Here is a 1,538-nt window from a genome sequence, read left to right as displayed (position 1 = left end):
CTGCGCTAGGCTGTTTCGCTAAGTGGTTGCCCCTGAACAATTCGCTTTTTGTGCCGCCGGCGTCACATTATTTTGTCGGCGGCAACCCGGCGGTCGAGCAAAACAGCGAGAATGAAGGCACAAAGAAGCCGCAGCTTCCTGAGGATCATCCTGAGATTGTGACCGGCGCCGCACAACACCGCATGCATCGCATCGCCGAGCGCGCCTTTGAGCCAGTTCCGGTCGAGTCTCCCGTCTGTCTTCATGTGGCCGATGGCTGGCTCGATTGCACTTCGCCGCCTGGTCATCGCGCGTAGTCCGCGTGTGATGCCCCGTCGCAAGCTTGGATGATAGATCTTTACGCCATCGACCGCGACACCCTTGTATCCACGGCCGACGATGGCGACTTGCGGCGTGGCGTCGCACAGGATTGCCGCCTGTTCCAGCGCTTCCGCCAGAGTATGACCGTCGTACGGATTGCCCGGCATCGAGCGCATGCCAACGACCAGTCCTTCCTTGTGGGTCGTCGTGATCGACACCTTCACGCCGAATTCGTATGGTGTGCGGGCTTTGCCCTTGGCCAGACACTCAACTTCCGGCGCATGCAGCGCGTACAGCTTGTTCTTGTCCTTCGGCTTCTGCGCCAGGATGCGCTTCGTGCGGCCGATCAGTTCCAGCAGCGCCGCGCGGCCTGAGTCTGCCACCTGGGCGACCTGTCGCTCCACATCACGCATCACCCGTCCAACGCGCGAGCGTAACGTGCGCAACGCTTTCCTCATGCGTTTGTACTGCTTCGCGTGAGCGTAGCGGCCAATCTGCAGCCCCAGACGCGGCGCCTCGCGGTTGTAGTTCTGCCGCAGCTTCAGGCCGTGCCTTGCCGCTGCCTTCACCAGATGTTCGCGACACCGCTCAAGCAATCGCGAATCGATTGGATGGGCGATCGCCTTCTGCGTGACTGTCGCATCGACAATCACACGCTTCACGCTCGAAGCTTTGATAACACCAGCACGCTTTGCTGCTTCGATCGTCTCGGCCAGCAACTCTTCAATGCCGGTTTCGCCCAGGCGCTTCGTCCAGCGCGTCAGGCTCGACGGATCGATCGGCGGTTCGGTCTGCAGGTACGTGTCGCCCGTGAAGACCTGCCAGTACGGGTTCTCCACCCATTGCCAGACAACCTCTTCGTCGGACAGATCGAACGCATGCTGCAAATACAGCAGCCCCGCAATCAGGCGTGGCGACGTCGCTGGTCGACCCTTGCGTGATACGAAGCTCTCGCTCATCGACGCGCCCAATCGTTCCCAGTTGATCAGCCCGGCCAAACAGATCAACGGATGCTTCAGGTTGATCTGTTCGCGCAGCGGTTGCCGGAAGAAATCTCCTTCCGTCACAGGCGTCTTCGGACCCATCTGCACCTCGTCGAAAAACGCAGGATTCACGCATAAATCTGCCAGGTTCCTGCAAATCTCGCAACACCATTTCGACCTTAAAGCTCCGACGTACGTGGCTATCCGAATTCTTCAGGCTCGACTAAGTGGCGTGACGTCTACACCTGTGGCTTC

At 59.8% G+C, this 1,538-nt stretch carries 1 protein-coding gene; it reads right to left on the bottom strand.

Going from position 1 to position 1,538, the window contains the following annotated elements; genetic code table 11:
• Nucleotides 1-62 precede the first annotated feature (62 nt).
• Nucleotides 63-1,385, bottom strand: coding sequence for an IS5 family transposase (locus B0G73_RS39895; protein WP_106286494.1), 1,323 nt, complete (start codon nt 1,383-1,385; stop codon nt 63-65).
• Nucleotides 1,386-1,538: the final 153 nt, after the last annotated feature.

Source organism: Paraburkholderia sp. BL25I1N1, from assembly GCF_003002025.1.
Taxonomy (GTDB): Bacteria; Pseudomonadota; Gammaproteobacteria; order Burkholderiales; family Burkholderiaceae; genus Paraburkholderia.
The sequence above is the reverse complement of the archived record's forward strand: the minus strand, read 5'-3'. Positions and strand labels throughout refer to the sequence as shown.

Bases quoted from the DNA above. Each gene is read 5' to 3' on its own strand.
- B0G73_RS39895 (WP_106286494.1), bottom strand. From the start codon at position 1,385: ATGGGTCCGAAGACGCCTGTGACGGAAGGAGATTTCTTCCGGCAACCG.